Annotated in this window: 16 protein-coding genes; all 16 read left to right on the top strand. The window is 71.1% G+C overall.

Translation table 11 applies throughout. The features are described 5' to 3' along the window. The first annotated feature begins 6 nt into the window (after positions 1-6). The 16 genes from ADK52_RS23135 to ADK52_RS23060 all read left to right on the top strand — a co-directional run bounded on the left by ADK52_RS23135 (position 7) and on the right by ADK52_RS23060 (position 15,983). Positions 7-1,062, top strand: coding sequence for an ABC transporter ATP-binding protein (locus ADK52_RS23135; protein WP_053691756.1), 1,056 nt, complete (start codon positions 7-9; stop codon positions 1,060-1,062). After that, positions 1,055-2,170 (top strand): ABC transporter ATP-binding protein, encoded by a 1,116-nt coding sequence (locus tag ADK52_RS23130; RefSeq protein ID WP_053691755.1) that lies wholly within the window; start codon positions 1,055-1,057, stop codon positions 2,168-2,170. The genes ADK52_RS23135 and ADK52_RS23130 overlap by 8 nt, the downstream gene beginning before the upstream one ends. Before the next feature lie 77 nt (positions 2,171-2,247). Then, entirely contained in the window at positions 2,248-2,463 is a 216-nt protein-coding gene (locus ADK52_RS23125) for a hypothetical protein (protein ID WP_159046011.1), read from the top strand. Positions 2,464-2,570: 107 nt separating this feature from the next. Further along, positions 2,571-4,199 (top strand): peptide ABC transporter substrate-binding protein, encoded by a 1,629-nt coding sequence (locus tag ADK52_RS23120; protein WP_053691753.1) that lies wholly within the window; start codon positions 2,571-2,573, stop codon positions 4,197-4,199. A gap of 30 nt (positions 4,200-4,229) precedes the next feature. Beyond that, complete coding sequence (locus ADK52_RS23115; protein WP_053691752.1) at positions 4,230-5,153, top strand: ABC transporter permease; 924 nt, start codon at positions 4,230-4,232, stop codon at positions 5,151-5,153. After that, positions 5,146-6,147 carry an ABC transporter permease gene (locus ADK52_RS23110; protein WP_053691751.1) on the top strand — a complete coding sequence of 334 codons (1,002 nt, stop codon included), beginning with the start codon at positions 5,146-5,148 and terminating at the stop codon, positions 6,145-6,147. Before ADK52_RS23115 ends, ADK52_RS23110 begins: the two co-directional genes overlap by 8 nt. A gap of 12 nt (positions 6,148-6,159) precedes the next feature. Beyond that, on the top strand, positions 6,160-7,134 hold the full coding sequence (locus ADK52_RS23105; RefSeq protein ID WP_053691750.1) for an ABC transporter ATP-binding protein: 975 nt from the start codon (positions 6,160-6,162) through the stop codon (positions 7,132-7,134). Next, positions 7,127-8,158, top strand: a complete 1,032-nt coding sequence (locus tag ADK52_RS23100; RefSeq protein ID WP_053691749.1) for an ABC transporter ATP-binding protein — start codon at positions 7,127-7,129, stop codon at positions 8,156-8,158. Before ADK52_RS23105 ends, ADK52_RS23100 begins: the two co-directional genes overlap by 8 nt. Before the next feature lie 311 nt (positions 8,159-8,469). Then, complete coding sequence (locus ADK52_RS23095; protein WP_030153401.1) at positions 8,470-8,664, top strand: hypothetical protein; 195 nt, start codon at positions 8,470-8,472, stop codon at positions 8,662-8,664. A 32-nt stretch (positions 8,665-8,696) separates the two neighbouring features. Next, positions 8,697-9,623: an N-acetyl-1-D-myo-inositol-2-amino-2-deoxy-alpha-D-glucopyranoside deacetylase gene (mshB, locus tag ADK52_RS23090; protein ID WP_053691748.1), complete on the top strand. Its 927-nt coding sequence runs from the start codon at positions 8,697-8,699 to the stop codon at positions 9,621-9,623. Further along, the gene (locus ADK52_RS23085; protein ID WP_053691747.1) at positions 9,620-10,003 is read left to right on the top strand and encodes a DUF6113 family protein; all 384 of its coding nucleotides are present in this window, start codon (positions 9,620-9,622) and stop codon (positions 10,001-10,003) included. Before mshB ends, ADK52_RS23085 begins: the two co-directional genes overlap by 4 nt. Positions 10,004-10,208: 205 nt before the next feature. Beyond that, the gene (locus ADK52_RS23080) at positions 10,209-12,209 is read left to right on the top strand and encodes a peptidoglycan binding domain-containing protein (RefSeq protein ID WP_053691746.1); all 2,001 of its coding nucleotides are present in this window, start codon (positions 10,209-10,211) and stop codon (positions 12,207-12,209) included. A 219-nt stretch (positions 12,210-12,428) separates the two neighbouring features. Continuing rightward, positions 12,429-13,385, top strand: coding sequence for an ABC transporter ATP-binding protein (locus tag ADK52_RS23075; RefSeq protein WP_053691745.1), 957 nt, complete (start codon positions 12,429-12,431; stop codon positions 13,383-13,385). Then, positions 13,385-14,140, top strand: coding sequence for an ABC transporter permease (locus ADK52_RS23070; RefSeq protein ID WP_053691744.1), 756 nt, complete (start codon positions 13,385-13,387; stop codon positions 14,138-14,140). Before ADK52_RS23075 ends, ADK52_RS23070 begins: the two co-directional genes overlap by 1 nt. Before the next feature lie 62 nt (positions 14,141-14,202). Then, positions 14,203-15,369: a sensor histidine kinase gene (locus tag ADK52_RS23065; RefSeq protein ID WP_078988537.1), complete on the top strand. Its 1,167-nt coding sequence runs from the start codon at positions 14,203-14,205 to the stop codon at positions 15,367-15,369. Then, positions 15,366-15,983 carry a response regulator transcription factor gene (locus tag ADK52_RS23060; protein WP_053691743.1) on the top strand — a complete coding sequence of 206 codons (618 nt, stop codon included), beginning with the start codon at positions 15,366-15,368 and terminating at the stop codon, positions 15,981-15,983. Before ADK52_RS23065 ends, ADK52_RS23060 begins: the two co-directional genes overlap by 4 nt. Positions 15,984-16,010 lie beyond the last annotated feature (27 nt).

Raw genomic sequence — 16,010 nt, 5'->3', positions numbered from 1 at the left:
TCTCACATGACTATTTCGAAAACCACCGAAGAGCTGCCGCGGCAGCGCACGGGCGACGACGAGACCCCCGTTCTCGAAGTACGCGACCTGCACGTCGAGTTCGCGACCCGCGAAGGCGTGGTCCGGGCCGTCAACGGCGTCAACTACAGCGTCAAGTCCGGCGAGACCCTCGCCGTGCTCGGCGAGTCCGGCTCCGGCAAGTCCGTGACCGCGCAGGCGATCATGGGCATCCTCGACACGCCCCCCGGGCGGATCGCCCAGGGCGAGATCCTCTTCCAGGGCCAGGACATCCTGAAGATGTCGGAGGCCGAGCGGCGCAAGCTGCGCGGCCCCAAGATGGCGATGATCTTCCAGGACGCGCTGTCCGCGCTGAACCCGGTGTTCTCCGTGGGCAACCAGCTGGGCGAGATGTTCCGCGTCCACCAGGGCATGTCCAAGAAGGACGCCAAGGCCAAGGCCATCGAGCTGATGGACCGGGTGAAGATCCCCGCCGCCAAGGCCCGGGTCAACGACTACCCGCACCAGTTCTCCGGCGGTATGCGCCAGCGCATCATGATCGCCATGGCGCTCGCCCTGGAGCCGGACCTGATCATCGCGGACGAGCCCACCACGGCGCTCGACGTGACCGTCCAGGCCCAGGTCATGGACCTGCTCGCGGACCTCCAGCGCGAGTACTCCATGGGCCTGATCCTGATCACCCACGACCTCGGCGTCGTCGCCGACGTCGCCGACAAGATCGCCGTGATGTACGCGGGCCGCATCGTCGAGCAGGCACCGATCCACGAGCTGTACAAGCGCCCGGCGCACCCGTACACCCGTGGTCTGCTGGACTCGATCCCGCGCCTGGACCAGAAGGGCCAGGAGCTCTACGCGATCAAGGGCCTGCCGCCCAACCTGCTGAAGGCGCCGTCCGGCTGCGCCTTCAACCCGCGCTGCCCCAAGGCGCAGGACATCTGCCGCACCGACGTGCCGGCGCTGCAGATCGTCACCGAGCCGGACGGCACCGAGCTGGTCGGCCGCGGCAGCGCGTGCCACTTCTGGAAGGAGCAGATCCATGGCTGAGCTGAGCAAGACGGACGAGGCCGTGGACGCCGCCGCAACCACCGACGAGGAGGCGCTGGCCGCCTTCGACGCGCCGGTCGAGCGGGGCGAGCCGATCCTCCAGGTGCGCAACCTGGTCAAGCACTTCCCGCTGACCCAGGGCATGCTCCTCAAGCGCCAGGTCGGTGCGGTCAAGGCGGTCGACGGGATCTCCTTCGACCTCTACCAGGGCGAGACCCTGGGCATCGTCGGCGAGTCCGGCTGTGGCAAGTCCACGGTGGCCAAGCTGCTGATGCTGCTGGAGACGGCCACCTCGGGCGAGGTCTTCTACAAGGGCCAGGACATCACCAAGCTGTCCGGCAAGGCCCTGAAGGTCGTCCGCCGCAACATCCAGATGGTGTTCCAGGACCCGTACACCTCGCTGAACCCGCGCATGACGGTCGGCGACATCATCGGGGAGCCCTTCGAGATCCACCCCGAGGTGGCTCCCAAGGGCGACCGGCGCCGCAAGGTCCAGGAACTCCTGGACGTCGTGGGCCTCAACCCGGAGTACATCAACCGGTACCCGCACCAGTTCTCCGGCGGTCAGCGCCAGCGCATCGGCATCGCCCGCGGCCTCGCGCTCAACCCGGAGATCATCATCTGCGACGAGCCGGTCTCCGCGCTCGACGTGTCGGTGCAGGCGCAGGTCATCAACCTGATGGAGAAGCTCCAGGAGGAGTTCAACCTCTCCTACCTCTTCATCGCGCACGACCTGTCGATCGTCCGGCACATCTCGGACCGCGTGGGCGTCATGTACCTGGGCAAGATGGCCGAGATCGGGACCGACTCCGAGATCTACGACCACCCCACCCACCCGTACACGCAGGCCCTGCTCTCCGCCGTGCCGGTGCCGGACCCGGAGGCCCGCGAGGGCCGGGAGCGGATCATCCTCACCGGCGAGGTCCCCTCCCCGGCGAACCCGCCCTCGGGCTGCCGCTTCCGCACCCGGTGCTGGAAGGCCGAGGAGAAGTGCTCCACCGAGGAGCCGCTGCTCGCGATCCCGACGCGCTTCCAGGGCGCCAAGTCGCTGGCCGCGCACGAGTCGGCGTGCCACTTCGCGGAGGAGAAGGCCGTCCTGGCCGTCTGATCCCGCACCGCCGTACGCAACCCCGGGGCGCCCGGGCCGGATTCCTCCGGCCCGGGCGCTCTCGTCTGCGCCCAGGTGTGGAACGGCTCCGGGCCCGCGATCTCGCCGCCGGGGTGGGGGAGACCGCCGCCGACCTGCCGCCCGTCTCCCAGGGGGCCGCGTTCCGGGACACCGCAGGCCTCGGCGCGGACGCCGGGACCGCGGCCGGCGCTCTCGCGCTGTGCGCGGCGCACGGCACGGCCCCGTACTGCGCCATGGACGCCTGGGAGCCGAGTTTGCACTCGCGCGGGTGACAGGCGCGGGACGCGAGGGTGCAATCGGTCCAACCGTGAGTGTTCCGGCCCCCACATAGGGTGACATTGGGCCCTAAGTGAGTCTTGGGAGCCATAGGAGGCACTCCATGCGCGGAGCCACCCACGCCAAGTGGGCCGCATGTGCGATGGCCGTCGCCCTCGCGGCAACGGCCTGCGGCGGTAGCGACAGCGGCGGAGGCGGCGGTGGCGCGGGAGTCGTCAGCTCCTCCTGGGGTGATCCGCAGAACCCTCTGGAGCCGGCCAACACCAACGAGGTCCAGGGCGGCAAGGTCCTCGACATGATCTTCCGCGGCCTCAAGCGGTACGACCCGAAGACCGGCGCGGCCGAGAACATGCTCGCCGAGAAGATCGAGACGACCGACAGCCAGAACTTCACCGTCACGCTGAAGGACGGCTGGAAGTTCAGCAACGACGAGCCGGTCACCGCGCAGTCCTTCGTGGACGCCTGGAACTACGGCGCGGACGTGCGCAACAAGCAGAACAACGCGCCGTTCTTCTCCGACATCGTCGGCTACGCGGACGTCCACCCCGCCTCCGGGGAGCCCAAGGCCAAGACGATGTCCGGACTGGTCGTCAAGGACTCCAAGACCTTCACCGTCGCCCTGAAGAACAAGTTCTCCACCTGGCCCGAGACCCTCGGCTACCAGGCCTTCTCCCCGCTGCCCAAGGCCTTCTTCACCGACCACGCCGGCTGGCTGAACAAGCCGATCGGCAACGGCCCGTACACGGTGGACTCGTACACCAAGGGCACCGGCATGAAGCTGCGCACCTGGGACGGCTACCCGGGCACGGACAAGGCGCTGAACAGCGGCGTCGACCTCAAGGTCTACACCGACAACAACACCGCCTACACGGACCTGATCTCCGGCAACCTCGACCTCGTCGACGACATCCCCGCGCAGCAGCTGAAGAACGTCAAGAACGACCTCGGCGACCGGTACATCAACCAGCCGGCCCTCATCATCCAGACCCTCACCTTCCCCCTGTACGACCCGCAGTGGAACAAGGAGGGCATGGAGAACGTCCGCCGCGGCATCTCGATGGCGATCAACCGCGACGAGATCACCAAGCAGATCTTCCGCGAGACCCGCACCCCGGCCAAGGACTGGACCTCCCCGGCGCTCGGCGAGAAGGGCGGGTTCAACGCCACGATCTGCGGCGACGCCTGCAAGTACGACCCGGCCGCGGCCAAGAAGCTCATCCAGGACGCCGGCGGGCTCCCCGGCGGCAAGGTCACGCTGACGTCCAACGTGGACACCGGCTCCCACCGCGAGTGGATGGACGCCGTCTGCAACAGCATCAACAACGCGATCGGCGAGGGCCCGGTCTGCACGGTCAACCCGATCGGCACCTTCGCCGACTTCCGCAACCAGCAGAGCTCCTTCAAGCTGACCGGCCCCTTCCGGTCCGGCTGGCAGGCCGACTACCCGCTGATCCAGAACTTCCTCCAGCCGCTCTACTACACCGGCGCCTCCTCCAACTACGGGAAGTTCAGCAACCCGGAGTTCGACAAGCTCGTCGACGAGGCGAACCAGGAGAGCGACGCGGCCAAGGCCATCGGGAAGTTCCAGGACTCCGAGAAGATCCTCGCCGCGCAGATGCCCTCCATCCCGCTCTGGTACCAGAACGGCAGCGCGGGCTACGCCGAGCGGCTCTCGGACGTGGCGCTCAACCAGTTCAGCGTCCCCGTCTACAACGAGATCAAGGTCAGCTGACCCCCTGTCGGATCGATCCTGGAGCAGTCCATGGGACGTTATGTGATCCGGCGGCTGCTCCAGATGATCCCGGTGTTCATCGGCAGCACGTTCCTGATCTTCTTCATGGTGTACGCGCTCGGCGACCCCGTCGCCGCCCTCTTCGGCGACAAGGCGCCCGACCCCGCCACCGCCGCGCGCATCCGCAAGGACCTCTACCTCGACCGGCCCCTGTGGGAGCAGTACCTCCACTACATGGGCCAGATCTTCCAGGGCGACTTCGGCACGGCCTTCAACGGCCAGCCGGTCACCGAGCTGATGGCCTCGGCCTTCCCCGTCACCCTGCGCCTGACCATCGTCGCGATCTTCTTCGAGATCGTCATCGGCATCACCCTCGGCGTGGTCAGCGGGCTGCGCCGCGGCAAGTCCGTCGACACCTCCGTACTGGTGCTCACCCTCGTCGTCATCTCCGTGCCGACGTTCGTGACGGGCTACCTGCTCCAGTACCTCTTCGGCGTCAAATGGGGCTGGGTCCGGCCCACCGTCTCCCCGGACGCCCCCTTCAACGAGCTGATCCTGCCCGGCATCGTGCTCGCGCTGGTCTCCCTCGCCTACGTCACCCGGCTCTCGCGCACCTCCATCGCCGAGAACGTCAAGGCCGACTACGTGCGCACGGCCGTCGCCAAGGGCCTGCCGCGCCGCCGGGTCGTCACCCGCCACCTGCTGCGCAACTCGCTCATCCCCGTCGTCACCTTCATCGGCACCGACATCGGCGCCCTGATGGGCGGCGCCATCGTCACCGAGCGGATCTTCAACATCCACGGCGTCGGATACCAGCTGTACCAGGGCATCCTGCGCAACAACTCCCCGACGGTGGTCGGCTTCGTGACCATCCTCGTCATCGTCTTCCTGCTGGCGAACCTGCTCGTCGACCTGCTCTACGCGGTCCTGGACCCGAGGATCCGTTATGCCTGAGCCGAGCGAGCCCGCCTACGACCCGCTGGAACCCGCAAAGGGGGAGGCCATCGCCCCCACCGGCCAGGGCGGCCCCATGGATCTCGCGCTCGACGAGGCCGAGAGCCTGGAGAAGACGCTCGGCGACTCGTCCACCGGCCCGGGCGAGAAGGCCCGCTCCCTGTGGTCCGACGCCTGGCACCAGCTGCGCCGCAACCCCGTCTTCATCATCTCCTCGCTGTTGATCCTCTTCCTCGTGATCATCGCGATCTGGCCGCAGCTCATCGCGAGCGGCGACCCGCTCCAGTGCGACCTGTCCAAGTCCCAGCAGGGCTCCTCGCCCGGCCACCCCTTCGGCTACGACACCCAGGGCTGCGACGTCTACACCCGTACCGTCTACGGGGCCCGCGCCTCCATCACCGTCGGCGTCTGCGCCACCCTCGGCGCCGCCCTGCTCGGCTCGGTGCTCGGCGGACTCGCCGGGTTCTTCGGCGGCTGGGGCGACTCGCTGCTCTCCCGGGTCGCGGACATCTTCTTCGGCATCCCCGTCGTCCTCGGCGGCCTGGTCTTCCTGTCCGTGGTCACCAGCACCACCGTCTGGCCGGTCGTCGGCTTCATCGTGCTCCTCGGCTGGCCGCAGATCGCCCGCATCGGCCGCGGCTCCGTCATCACCGCCAAACAGAACGACTACGTCCAGGCCGCCCGGGCCCTCGGCGCCGGCAACGGCCGGATGCTGCTGCGGCACGTGGCGCCCAACGCCGTCGCGCCCGTCATCGTCGTCGCCACCATCGCGCTCGGCACGTACATCGCCCTGGAGGCCACCCTGTCCTTCCTCGGCGTCGGTCTGCGCCCGCCCACCGTCTCCTGGGGCATCGACATCTCCAACGCGGCCCCGCAGATCCGCAACGCCCCGCACATGCTGCTCTGGCCGGCGGGCGCGCTGAGCCTGACCGTGCTCGCGTTCATCATGCTCGGCGACGCGGTCCGCGACGCCCTCGACCCCAAGCTGCGCTGAGGAGTGGGCACCATGCTGCTCGAAGTCCGCGACCTCCATGTGGAGTTCCGTACGCGGGACGGAGTCGCCAAGGCCGTCAACGGCGTCAACTACTCGGTGGAAGAGGGCGAGACGCTCGCCGTGCTCGGCGAGTCCGGCTCGGGCAAGTCGGTGACCGCCCAGGCCGTGATGGGCATCCTCGACATGCCGCCGGGCCGGATCGCGGGCGGCGAGATCCTCTTCAAGGGCAAGGACCTCCTGAAGATGAAGGAGGAGGAGCGGCGGAAGATCCGCGGCGCCGAGATGGCGATGATCTTCCAGGACGCCCTGTCCTCCCTGAACCCGGTCCTCAGCGTGGGCGCCCAGCTCGGCGAGATGTACGAGGTCCACCGCGGGATGTCCCGCAAGGACGCCAAGGCCAAGGCCGTCGAGCTGATGGACCGGGTGAAGATCCCGGCGGCGCGGCAGCGGGTGGGGGACTACCCGCACCAGTTCTCGGGCGGCATGCGCCAGCGCATCATGATCGCGATGGCGCTGGCCCTGGAGCCCTCCCTGATCATCGCGGACGAGCCGACGACGGCCCTGGACGTGACCGTCCAGGCCCAGGTGATGGACCTGCTCGCCGAGCTCCAGCGCGAACTCAACATGGGGCTCATCCTCATCACCCACGACCTCGGTGTGGTCGCCGACGTCGCCGACAAGATCGCCGTCATGTACGCGGGCCGGATCGTCGAGGCGGCCCCCGTCCACGAGATCTACGCCGCGCCCGCGCACCCGTACACCCGCGGCCTGCTCGACTCCATCCCGCGCCTCGACCAGAAGGGCCAGGAGCTGTACGCGATCAAGGGCCTGCCGCCGAACCTGCTGGCCATCCCACCCGGCTGCGCCTTCAACCCGCGCTGCCCGATGGCCCAGGCGGTCTGCCGCACCGACGTCCCGCCGCTCGCGCAGGTGGGCGAAGGCCGCACGAGCGCGTGCTTCTTCTGGAAGGAGTGCCTCGGTGGCTGAGACCATCCTGGAGGTCAAGGACCTCGTCAAGCACTACCCGCTGACCCGGGGCGTCCTGTTCAAGAAGCAGGTCGGCGCGGTCAAGGCGGTCGACGGGGTCTCCTTCCGCCTCGCGCGCGGCGAAACGCTCGGCATCGTCGGCGAGTCCGGCTGCGGCAAGTCCACCGTCGCCAGGATGCTGGTCAACCTGGAACGCCCGACGGCCGGGGCGATCTCCTACAAGGGCGAGGACATCACCAAGCTGTCCGGCAAGGCCCTGAAGGCCGTCCGCCGCAACATCCAGATGGTGTTCCAGGACCCGTACACCTCGCTCAACCCGCGCATGACGGTCGGCGACATCATCGGGGAGCCGTACGACATCCACCCCGAGGTGGCCCCGAAGGGCGACCGGCGCCGCAGGGTCCAGGAACTCCTCGACGTGGTCGGGCTCAACCCCGAGTACATCAACCGGTACCCGCACCAGTTCTCCGGCGGCCAGCGCCAGCGCATCGGCATCGCCCGCGGCCTCGCCCTGCGGCCGGAGGTCATCGTGGCGGACGAACCGGTCTCCGCGCTCGACGTCTCCGTCCAGGCCCAGGTGATCAACCTCCTGGAGCGCCTCCAGAACGAGTTCGACCTCTCGTACGTGTTCATCGCGCACGACCTCTCGATCGTGCGGCACATCTCCGACCGGGTCGGCGTGATGTACCTGGGCCGGGTCGTGGAGATCGGCACCGACACGCAGATCTACGACCACCCCACCCACCCGTACACCCAGGCCCTGCTGTCGGCCGTGCCCGTCCCGGACCCGCAGGCCCGCGCCCACCGCGAGCGGATCATCCTGACCGGCGACGTGCCCTCACCGGCCAATCCGCCGTCCGGCTGCCCCTTCCGCACCCGCTGCTGGAAGGCGCAGCAGCGCTGCACGGACGAGGTCCCGCTGCTGGCCGTTCCGGAGGCCTTCCCGTCGGGTCCGGGGGCCCACCCTTCGGCCTGTCACTTCGCAGGCGAAATCCGGCCACCCCGCGCGGATTCGCTCCGTTAGGGTCACCTTCCCGCCAACCCGGTTTACATGCAGGCAACTTGACCGTTTCTGTCCCGAGATCTGGGGCGTGCAGCCTGGGTCCCGTGCGGCCGTGCGGGTGCCGACAGCCGGCCGGGGAGGCGTACAGACTCCCCGGCCGGCCTCCCCCGTGACCCTGCGCATGCGCGGCGTGCGCCCCTCGTGCTGCCGGAATTCGATCGATGCGCTGGTACGGATAGTTATGATCCGTAGCGCACGGTGGGTATGTACTCCGCCGAGCACTGAGTACGAGTACGCGTACCGATGTCCGCTCGACGTGGAGGTGAAACGCCGTGGCACTCTCGATCTCGGCCGTGGTGCTGCTGGCGATCGTCGTCTTCCTGCTGGTCCGCCGGTCGGGCCTGAAGGCGGGACACGCCGCTGTCTGTGTGCTCCTCGGGTTCTACTTGGCGAGTTCGACCATCGCGCCGACCCTCAGCCAGCTGACCACCAACGTGGCCAGCATGATCAGCGGCCTCAAGCTGTAGGACGCCCGCCGCTTGATCGTAGGCTTGGCCCCATGAACGGTCTTCCCGCCCGTCGGCTGCTCCTGGTGCACGCGCACCCGGACGACGAGTCGATCAACAACGGCGTCACCATGGCCAAGTACGCGGCCGAGGGTGCCCACGTCACGCTCGTGACCTGCACCCTCGGTGAGGAGGGCGAGGTCATCCCGCCCGGTCTCGCGCACCTGGCGCCCGACCGCGACGACGCCCTGGGCCCCCACCGCATCGGCGAGCTCGCCGCCGCCATGGCGGAACTCGGCGTCACCGACCACCGGTTCCTCGGCGGCCCCGGCCGCTTCCGGGACTCCGGGATGATGGGCGCCGAGCAGAACCGCCGGCCCGGGTCCTTCTGGTCCACCGGTGTGGACGAGGCCGCCGCACACCTCGTCGAGGTCATCCGCGAGGTCCGTCCGCAGGTGCTCGTCACGTACGACCCCGACGGCGGCTACGGACACCCCGACCACATCCAGGCCCACCGGGTCGCCATGCGCGGCGCGGAGCTGGCCGCGGAGGCCACGTACCGCCGGGACCTCGGCGACCCGTGGCGCATCGACAAGATCTACTGGAACCGGGTGCCGCGCTCGGTGGTCGAGGAGGGCTTCGCCCGGCTGAAGGCGGCCTGGGAGCAGCCCCGGGCGGCGGCCGGGGGGGAGTCCAAGGCGCCCTTCCCGGGGCTGGCTTCGCCGCAGGACGTGCCCGGGGTCATCGCCGACGACCGGATCACCGCCGAGATCGGGGCCGACGAGGCGTTCGTGGCGGCCAAGGCGGCCGCGATGCGCGCCCACGCCACCCAGATCGCCGTGGAGGGTCCGTTCTTCGCGCTCTCCAACGACCTCGCGCAGCCGCTGTTCGCCCGCGAGTACTACGAACTGGTCGCGGGCCGGCCGGGCGCTCCGGCGGGGACGCGCGAGCACGACCTGTTCGCGGGGGTGGACGCGTGACCGGCACCCTGACCCCCGGGCGGATCGCCACCCTGCTCGGCCTGTTGGCCGCCGGCCTGCTGACCGGCGCGGCCGGCTGGCTCGTCGTGGACCTGTGGTTCCCCGCCGGGCTGCTGCTGGGCCTGCTGGCGCTCTTCGGGCTGTTCCTCGGCGGCCGGATCGCCGTCGGGACCGGGCTGGGCGTGGGCGCCGGAGCGCTCGGCTGGTTCCTCGCGTACGTGGTGCTCGGCATGCCGCGCCCCGAGGGGGACTTCCTGCTCGGTTCGCCCGGAATCGGTATGTACGTCTACCTTTTGGGCGGGACGGTGCTGGCTGTGATGTGTGCCACGCTGCGCGGCCCGTTCGAGGGGCCGGTTTCGGCCGCGCGGACCGGCAAGTGACGTGCCGTTGAACTCGGTCGGGGTGTGCGTTCACGGGGGTTGGACGGGGGCCCGTAGGCCGCTCGGAGCGGGTGCGAGGGGGTTGAAGGGGAACCCCTGATTCCCCTAGGACAGTTGCGCGAGGGCGGCGGCCAGTATGGTGGTCGGGCCGCCGAGCTGCCCGCGCACGGCACGCGGGCGGCGGAGCCAACCGGGAGAACATGCCTTGAGTCGTGAAACCGACAGTTCGTCCTCCGGGCCCCAGGGGCGCGGTGGAGCCGCCTACCCCTCGGGTACACCGCCGTACGGAACCGGCCGGAACCCGTCCTTGCCTGTGCCGCCTGGGCCTGGCGCGGCGACTGCCTCGGAGGAGAACCCTGTGACCTCGAACCCGTCCACGCCCGACACCGACGGGCCGAAGACCGAGACCACCCTGACGACCCGGATCCGGATCAACATCCCGGGTTCGCGGCCGATCCCGCCGGTGGTCGTACGCAAGCCGGTGGCGGCCGCCGCCGAGCCGGAGCCGGAGGCCGCGGCAGAGGCCGCCGCCGTCGCCGCGCAGGCCGCGGCCGAGCCCGCCGCGAGCGCGCCCGCCGCCGAGCCCGAGGAGCCGGCCAGCAACTGGTTCGCCCCCCGCAAGTCGGCCGCCCCGGCGCCCGCGCCCGCCGCGGCTCCGGCCCCGGTGCTGCCGACCCGTACCCCGGCTGCCGCGGGCCCCGCGCCCGTGCTGCCCACCCGGACGCCGGCCGGTCCCGGACCGGTGCCGCCGCCCGGCCCGGGAGCCGGTTTCGCACCGGGCCGCCCGGCCGGCCCGGGTCCCCGTACGGGCACCCCGGCGGGCCCCGGCTACGGCCAGGGCAACGCCCCGGCGCCCGCTCCGGCCGGCCCCGGCTACGGCCCCGGCCCCGAGGCGCCGCTCGCCCCCCGGATGCCCGGCGGCCCCGGCGTCGGCACGCCCCTGGGCCACCCCGGCTACGCCGACCCCGACGGCGGCCCCGCCACCGAGGCCTTCCCCGCGTACGGCGGTCCGGTCGGCACCGGCGCCCCCGCGGGCCCCACCGGCGGCCCCGCGCTCGGCTCCGTCCCCGTCGGCGCCCCCCGCGGCGAAGGGGCTCCCCGCTGGCCCGGACCCGAGCTGGACGATCCGCTCCCGCCGATCCCCGGTCCGGGCGGTCCGGGCGGTCCGGGCCCGGTCCCGACCCCCGTCCCGAAGCCGGTCCCCGCCCCGGGGGCGGCCGCCCCGGCGCGCCCGAAGCCGGCCTCCATGACGCCGACCAAGATCAAGAAGGGCCGCTCCAAGCTGGTCCTCCTCGGCAGCGGCGTCATCGCCCTGCTCGGCGTGGCCTACGGCGCCGGGCTGCTCCTCAACCACTCCGACGTCCCCAAGGGCACCACCGTCATGGGCGTCGACATCAGCGGCAGCCGCGACGAGGCCGTCGGCAAGCTCATGACGGCCTTCGGCAACCGCGCCGCCACCCCGCTCCCGCTCACCGTCGGCGGCAAGCAGGTCGAGCTCAAGCCCGAGAAGGCCGGCCTGAGCCTGGACGCCCAGACCACGGTCCGCAACGCGGCGGGCAGCGACTACAACCCCGTCACGGTCATCGGCTCGCTCCTCGGCAAGGAGCGCATCGCGGAAGCGGAGTTGCCGGTCGACGAGGAGAAGCTCCAGGTCGCGCTCCAGGAGCTGGCCGGCACCGCCGGCACCGCCACCGAGGGCACCATCACCTTCGACACCGGCAAGGCCGTCGCCGTCCCCGGCAAGCCCGGCACCACCCTGGACGCGGGCGCCTCCGCCGAGCGGGTCAAGAAGGCCTTCCGCGATCTGGTCGCCACCGGCAAGGCGGCCCCGGTCGAACTCCCGGTCACCGCCAAGAACCCGGTCGTCGACCAGGCCGAACTGGACCGGGCCATGAAGGAGTTCGCCGAGCCCGCGATGTCCGGCGTGGCCACCGTCAAGGCGGGCGGCAAGTCTCTCCCCTTCGGCGCCAAGTCCCTGCCCAAGATCCTCAGCATGCAGGTCGTGGACGGGCACCTGACCGAGAAGTACGACCTGGAAGCGCTCAAGGCGACGTACGGGAACGCCTTTGACGGCGTCCTGATCACGCGCGGCACGGGCGAGAAGACCGCGGTCACCCCGCAGGACGTCGTCGGCGCCCTGCGCCAGGCGCTGCGCGGCAAGACGGCGGCCGAGCGGACGGTCGCGATCAACACCAACGGCAGCTAGCGGCCCGACCGGCCCGCCGCAGCCCCCGTCCGACCCCTCGGGCGGGGGCTGCGCCATGCCCGCCGCCGGCCGGTCTGCCCCGCCGGCCCCGCAGCGCGCCGGCCGGCCCCGGCCGGGCCGCTCGCAGGGGCTGTCATGCCCACCGCATGACATCTGTCATCCACCAGTCACGACCGCAGACACTGCCGCGCGCACCCCCGTACGAGGGAATCTTCGGTCATGACGACGACGACCTCGGCGCACACCACCGCCGCGAAGGACACCGGCTCCGGCGCCGGTCCCGTGGTGGCCTTCCGGAACGTGACCAAGAGCTACGGCGCGGTCCGCGCGGTCGACGGCCTCTCGCTGGAACTCCACCCCGGCGAGACCGTCGCACTGCTCGGCCCCAACGGCGCCGGCAAGTCCTCCACCCTCGACCTGCTGCTGGGCCTGCGCCCCGCCGACTCCGGCACCGTCCAGCTCTTCGGCACCGCGCCCCGCGAGGCCATCGCGGCCGGCCGGGTCGGCGCGATGCTCCAGAGCGGCGGCCTCATGGAGGACGTGACCGTACGGGAGGTCGTCGCCCTCGGCTGCGCCCTGCACCCCCGGCCCCACCCGGTCGACGAGGTGCTCGGCCGCGCCGGGATCACCGAGATCGCCGACCGCATGGTCAACAAGCTCTCCGGCGGCCAGGAGCAGCGCGTGCGCTTCGCCCTCGCCACCGCCGGACACAACGACCTGATCGTCCTCGACGAGCCGACCACCGGCATGGACGTCACCTCCCGCCAGGCCTTCTGGGCCACGATGCGCGATCAGGCCGCCCAGGGCCGCACGGTCCTGTTCGCCACCCACTACCTGGAAGAGGCCGACGCGATCGCCGACCGCGTCCTGGTCCTCAACAAGGGCCGGCTGCTCGCCGACGGCACCGCCGCCGAGATCAAGGCCAAGGCCGGCGCCCGCCGGATCGCCTTCGACCTGGCCGCGGACGCCCCCGTCGACGAGACGGCGCTGCGCGCCCTCCCGCACCTGACGGCCTACGAGCGCCACGGCGACACGGTCAGGCTGCAGTCGCGCGACGCCGACGCCACCGTCCACGCCGTGTACGCGCTGGGGCTCTACCCCCGGAACCTGGAAGTCGCCGGGCTGGGCCTGGAGCAGGCCTTCATCGCCCTCACCGAGGCCGAGGAGGCCAAGTAATGCCGACCACCGGAACGCTCCAGCTCATCAAGCTGGAGATCAGCCGCGCCCTGCGCAACAAGAAGTACCTGTTCTTCACCGTCCTCTACCCGGCCGCGCTGTTCCTGATGCTCGGCGGCACCCTGAGCGGCACCACGAAGGTCATGGGCACCGAACTGACCATGCCCGCCTTCTACATGGTCGCCATGGCCTCCTTCGGCGCCCTGACCGCCGTCCTGATGGGCAACAGCGAGCGCATCGCCAAGGAGCGCGAGAAGGGCTGGGTCCGCCAGCTGCGGCTGACCGCCCTGCCCGGCCGCGGCTACGTCCTGGGCAAGACCGCCAGCGCGGGCGTGCTCTCGCTGCCCGCCATCCTGGTCGTGTTCGCGGTCGCCGCGCTCGTCAAGGGCGTACGGTTCGACGCCTGGCAGTGGCTCGCCCTGACCGGTTCCATCTGGGCCGGCAGCCTGGTCTTCGCCGCGCTCGGCGTGGCGATCGGCTACCTGGCGAACGGGGACACCGTCCGCCCGATCACGATGCTGTTCTACTTCGGCCTGTCGATCCTCGGCGGCCTGTGGATGCCGACCGCGAATTTCCCCCAGTGGCTGCAGAACATCTGCGAATGGCTGCCGACCCGGGCGTACGCGGGCCTCGGCCAGGCCATCGAGCTCGGGGGCGCGCCCCACCTCAAGGACGTGGCGATCCTGGCCGTGTACTTCGTACTGTTCACCGGTGCCGCCGCATGGCTGTACCGCAAGGACTCGCTGAAGGCATGACGGGTGTGACGAGCGTGATGGGTGCGACGGGGACGACCGGTGGGACCGGATCGGCGGAGCCGATGACCGAGACCGGTCTGCTGGGAACGAAGGGCGGACCCCGGATCGGGGCGCGCCCCGAGAACCGCCGGCAGAGGATCGTGAAGTCGCTGTGGATCAGCATCTGGCTGTTCTACCTCAGCGCCCCCGTCACCGACCTGGTCAGCGGCGGACACAGCCTCGGGGCCCGGCTGCTCGGCGGCCTGGGCCTCGTGGCCTTCGTCGCCTGGTACCTGGTCCTGGTCTTCCGCACCGCCCGGCAGACCGAGGTGCGGCGCGTACTGCTCTCGGTGGCGGTCCTCTCCGCGCAGGCCACCATCCTGTCGCTGTCCCTGGGCCGCGAATGGCTCGTCCTCTTCGTGTACGTGGCGATCGCCTCCGGCGCCGCGCTGCCGGGGGAGATCTCCCGGTTCACGGTGCCCGGCGCCACCGCCCTGCTCGCGCTGACGGCCTTGGCAGTGCCGGGCGGCGACGAGTACCTGGCCGGGCTGCTGATCCCGGCCCTGATGGGCGGGTTCGCGATGGTCGGCATCCGCGCGATGATCCGCACGACGATGGAACTGCGCGAGGCGCGGGCCACGGTGGCGCAGCTCGCGGCGAACGAGGAGCGCCTGAGGATGGCGCGGGACCTGCACGACCTCCTCGGCCACTCGCTGTCCCTGATCACGCTCAAGAGCGAGCTGGCGGGGCGGATGCTGCCGGACCACCCCGAGCAGGCGGCCCAGCAGGTGGCGGACATCGAACAGGTCAGCCGGCAGGCGCTGGTCGACGTACGGGAGGCCGTGAGCGGCTACCGGCGGCCGACCCTGCCGGGCGAACTGGCGGGCGCCCGCACCGCGCTGACGGCGGCGGGCGTGGCGGCGGACCTCCCGGCGGAGCCGGTGGAGGACCTCCCCGAGGAGGTGGAGTCGGCGCTGGCCTGGTCGCTGCGCGAGGCGGTCACGAACGTGGTCCGGCACAGCGGGGCGCAGCGGTGCACCGTACGGCTGGAGACCCTGCAGACCCTGGCCGGACCGGTGGTGGAGCTGTCGGTCGCCGACGACGGCGGGGGCGGACCCGCGGAGGCGGGCAACGGACTGACGGGCCTGGCGGAACGCCTGGAGGCGGTCGGCGGCACCCTGTCGGCCGGACAGACGGGCAAGAAGGGCTTCCGCCTGCTGGCCCGCGTCCCCCTAGGATCGGGATCATGAGCACACGCCCCATCCGGATCCTCCTGGCGGAGGACCAGTCCATGGTCCGGGAAGCCCTCGCGGCGCTCCTCGGACTGGAGCCGGACATCGAGGTGCTGGCCCAGGTGGCCCGCGGCGACGAGGTGGTGCCGGCGGCCCGGGCGCACGACGTGAACGTCGCGCTGCTCGACATCGAGATGCCGGGCATGACGGGCATAGAGGCGGCGGCGGCCCTGCGGACCGCGGTCCCGGACATCAAGATCGTCGTCCTGACCACCTTCGGCCGCCCCGGCTACCTGCGCGGGGCGATGGAGGCGGGGGCCTCGGCGTTCCTCGTCAAGGACGCCCCGGCCGCGCAACTGGCCGAGGCGGTGCGCAAGGTCCTGGCGGGCGAGCGCGTCATCGACCCCACCCTGGCGGCGGCGGCCCTGGCGGAAGGCGCGAACCCGCTGACGGACCGCGAACGGGAGGTCCTGCGCGCCGCCGAGGACGGCGCCACGAACGCCGAACTGGCGGCACGCCTCCACCTCTCCCAGGGCACGATCCGCAACTACCTCTCGACGGCGATCCAGAAGCTGGCCTCCCGCAACCGCGCGGAAGCCATCCGCACGGCCCGCGAAAAGGGCTGGCTGTAGCCGGATCCGCCCCCGCGCCGCGGCGAC

The organism is Streptomyces sp. WM6372, from assembly GCF_001279655.1.
GTDB lineage: Bacteria > Actinomycetota > Actinomycetes > Streptomycetales > Streptomycetaceae > Streptomyces.
This window is presented reverse-complemented; position numbering and strand designations above follow the sequence as displayed.